The 3,803-nt window shown below is 42.3% G+C and carries 3 protein-coding genes; 1 reads left to right on the top strand and 2 read right to left on the bottom strand.

All coding sequences use genetic code 11. The annotated features are described in order from the left end of the window. Nucleotides 1–2,539: ankyrin repeat domain-containing protein (locus RM811_RS17875; RefSeq protein WP_402527035.1), on the top strand; the 2,539-nt coding region annotated here is incomplete at its 5' end. Nucleotides 2,540–2,674: 135 nt separating this feature from the next. Here RM811_RS17875 and RM811_RS17870 read toward each other — a convergent pair. Further along, nucleotides 2,675–3,265 carry a DUF1285 domain-containing protein gene (locus RM811_RS17870; RefSeq protein ID WP_402527033.1) on the bottom strand — a complete coding sequence of 197 codons (591 nt, stop codon included), beginning with the start codon at nt 3,263–3,265 and terminating at the stop codon, nt 2,675–2,677. 329 nt (nt 3,266–3,594) lie between these two features. Then, nucleotides 3,595–3,803, bottom strand: a 209-nt coding sequence (locus RM811_RS17865) for a helix-turn-helix domain-containing protein (protein WP_402527031.1), incomplete at its 5' end; no start/stop codon positions are given.

The raw sequence follows: 3,803 nt of genomic DNA, 5'->3' as shown, positions 1-3,803 counted from the left end.
GGAGAAGGCCGCTGCCACCGGTTTTCTGGGGTTCCAGTTGGTAGCGGCGGGGAAAATCCGGTCATTCACCCCGGAACAGGTGAAAGGACATCTGCTGGAGGCCGCCCGTCAGCACCCCCATAAATTTGTGATGGCACTGAGTCGGGTGCTGTTTTCCATGCAACTCACGAATTCACAAACCGGCGCAGCACTGACAGATCTGCAAGTGCAACAGCTCAGCCGGGATTTGCTACGGAGCCTGATCAGTCACTACAGACATATGCAAACTCAGGTAAATTTCCCCCCGGAATTCAGAGATCTGGCAGCCATCAGTAATGATCGTTTTATGGTGCTCAGTGCCGGTATCAGGGAGTTACGAACAGCTTATATTATTATGTCGGAACAGGCTTATCCGGATAACGATGAAAGTGCTTTCCAACTTTATGAGCGACTGATCAATTTGATGGGGCAGGTAACTGCCACAAGTGAGGGGCCGGTCACCGCCTCCATGAGAGCGATTTATGGGGATGAATATGAGGCTCCGCTGATTCCTGTCCTTGCCAGTGCCAATTCTGACGGTAATGAACAACATCGTCGTATTTTTCCGCTGTTTGCCCACCACCTCGGAGAATACTTTTCGGGACAGCTTTTTTCGGGACAGGTTAATCCACAGGTTCTGGAAGAAGGCACTGTTATCCGGTGGCTGCCATCGTTGTCAGTGGTCGGGGATGATCTGGAAATAACAGGACCGGATTATGAAGCAGTTAATACCCTGACGAACTATCCTGTCCGTCAACAGGCGGGGGGGAATGAAAGCAAAGAGGGAAAAATGCAAAGTAAGGGAACAGGAGGGGGCAAAAACCCACAAACGACCTATGAAACCGGGAAGCCTCCTCCTGCTCCAGGTAGAAATACTTCATCAGGAGGTGATGGTAACGACAAAGAAGAAATAAATAGATGTCTGGTTTGTGGTAAGACAATAGACGCCACGATAAGTTCGTCACACTGTGTGAGTTCTCAGAGCGAAGGGGAACCAGTAGAGCCTGGCCAATCTAATGTAGAGATTATCGATTCTAAGAAACTCGAGAGCTCTGACGCATATTGCCGAGATGCCGAAATAAAAATGACTAAAAAAAGACCTCTCACTTCGTCAGCTATGGCGCAAACCAGTGGTGGAAAGACAATGAAAGTTGAACATCCGGCTTCGACAGTAGCAGACAGACCGGATCCAAGAGATAAGCCTATGTTAGTAGGGTCAGAAAGCTCCAAACATTTAAGCGTTAACAAATCCGAACAGGATTATACTCAAAATGCATTTGATAATTCTAAAAGAGTTGTGGGTGAAAATAATAGCTCGCTTATGGACACCCCACTCAATTTACAGGATTCTGATATCAAAATGAGAAATATAATTTATGCTTTAGAAAAAAGTTTTCTTCCTAGAGAATTAAAAGTTCTATGCGAATGGCTGAAGATCCCTGAAGACAAGATCGGCACTTTCACTCGGTTTATTGACTTATACGCATACTACTTTCAAAACAGCGATAAAATATTAACCCTAAATATAATAATGGAAGGATTAAGCAATATTGGTTTATCGTATCTTACAGAACAAATTTTCTCGATGATTTCTAATCAAGAAAAAAACACAGGTCCTATAAATACTAAATGGAATACGCAGCTTTTGCATATGCTGGACAAGCCAGTTTCATACTTGAACTCCATTCAGTGTGAAGAAAGATTTATCGATATATTGCAAAGCACGACAAAAGGTGTGAATCCTTATTGTAGATTTAATTTTGAAAGATATGCGCGGTTTTGTAAATTCTTGTTTTTTAGCACATGTAAACCTAACTCTGTCTTTAACCATGACGTATTTAATAATATAGATCTGTTATCTTCTGAGAAAACAAAGATTATCAATCAAATAAAGGAGAGCTCTATGCCTCTTCGTCCTATTTTTGAGCTCGTGAAATTATTCCATTTTACTCAAACTTTAGTTTTAGACAAGTGGGCAAAAAAACACTATATAATTGAAAATCATTTAAATAAAAGTGATTTAGTTTGTACGGATTTTAAATTTATTAAAGGCGAGGAAATTGATTGGATACATTCTTTTGAACGCTATTCAGTTGCAAGTCACCTTGAACCTGAAATAACTGCTCAGTTAAAAGATTATACATTTACATCAGTATCTCCATTTTGGGCTGCATGCAGCAAAGGGTTTCAAGAGGCAGCAAAAATACTTTATGGTGGAGGATCAGTTGATTTAGATGAAACACCTGTTGATTGCCTGAATGTTCCCGACAGAATCACTCCCTTAATGATTGCTGTAGAATTTAAGCATTTAAATATCATTAAGTTTCTTTTAGACTCGGGCGCCAATACCGAGTTAAAAGATGCTTCAGGCCGTAGCGTTGATGATTTTAATAAAAGTTTTCATTTGAACTCTGATAAAGAAGCTCATGATTGTATTCAAAAGATGCTCCGTGAACATCGACCTAGAACCAGAATGTGGATGTTATGGATAATTAGCGCTCAGGCGATGACATCTTTATAGGCACTTCCATTTGTTCAATTATTGACATTAAACATCGACCCTCTATTTTCTGGGGCTACAAACTGTACCTCAGTTCGATCAGGGAGCTGCCTCAATGTCTTCCCGGGGGAACTAGAAACGCTGTAGCTGCGGATGCTATTCCTTATCGAATCGCCCTAATGAATATGGCTGTCCCTGACTGGTAACGATCAACTCCGTCTGACCTTCAATCTCTACCTCTGCAGCTCTCTCAACCAGCTCATAGAATACATTTCGGTGAATCAGGGCATCCAGTTGATCACGCACCCGAATGTAAGGTGCCGGCTCACCGGAAACCGGATCCTGTTCAACCCACAGGTTATGCTCTGAATTTAATACGACCTCATCACCTACACTGGTTCTGAACCGATACTCACTGCCCTGGTTTCCCATTCGAACGTCCATTTCAGTGACTATAAATGGAGCGTCATCCACCTGTATTCGTACTTTTTCCACCGGTGTGACCAGATAATAGCAACCATCATCGTCGTACCTGAGCACCGTTGAGAACAGCCTGACCATGGATTCTCTGCTGATCACAGAGCCATTGTAGAGCCACCGGCCATCACGGCAGATCCGCATATCAATATCCCCACAGAAGGGTGGATTCCAGCTATGTACAGGGGGTAAGCCTTTGTGTTTTGGTAAGGATTGAACTGTATTGGCTATGTCGCCGGCCATCTCACCAGGAAGGGACTGTTTGGTCATTTGGAGAATCTCCGGTCTTTTTTCTGATTATCAGCAAGAACAGGACATCCATAAAAGTATCCATACTATTTTCGTGGATAAATTTATGGATGTCCTGTTCTTGTCTTTTCTTTTCCCGTTGTTTCAGAGAGCGGATCAAAATATGAGCCATTTATATTAATGATGGTTTTTTCAGCTAACGAACTGCCAATCTCAACAGCAAGAACAGCAGCAAGAACAGAGCAAGAACAGGAGCAAGAACAGGACATCCATAAAAGTATCCATACTATTTTCGTGGACACAAGAACAGGACATCCATAAAAGTATCCATACTATTTTCGTGGATAAATTTATGGATGTCCTGTTCTTGTCTTATAAATATGGCTTGCTCCACCTCCATGTTTCTTATACAAGCCATGAATCCCAAGGTCTTCCCAGTCGTCTATCCAGCGAGAAACAGTTTGATACTGGTTTTCAAAAAAATCAGCTATTTGCTCAAGAGTATACCCTCGATTGCTTAACAGTATGGCATGTGCTCTTTCTCTAATATAAGGCGTCG

Source organism: Endozoicomonas sp. (genome assembly GCF_031844845.1).
Taxonomy (GTDB): domain Bacteria; phylum Pseudomonadota; class Gammaproteobacteria; order Pseudomonadales; family Endozoicomonadaceae; genus Endozoicomonas.
Note: the sequence above shows the minus strand (reverse complement) of the source record. Positions and strands in the feature narration are given on the sequence as shown.

Coding starts and splice junctions, on each gene's coding strand:
- RM811_RS17870 (WP_402527033.1), bottom strand. CDS start 3,265: ATGACCAAACAGTCCCTTCCTGGTGAGATGGCCGGCGACATAGCCAAT.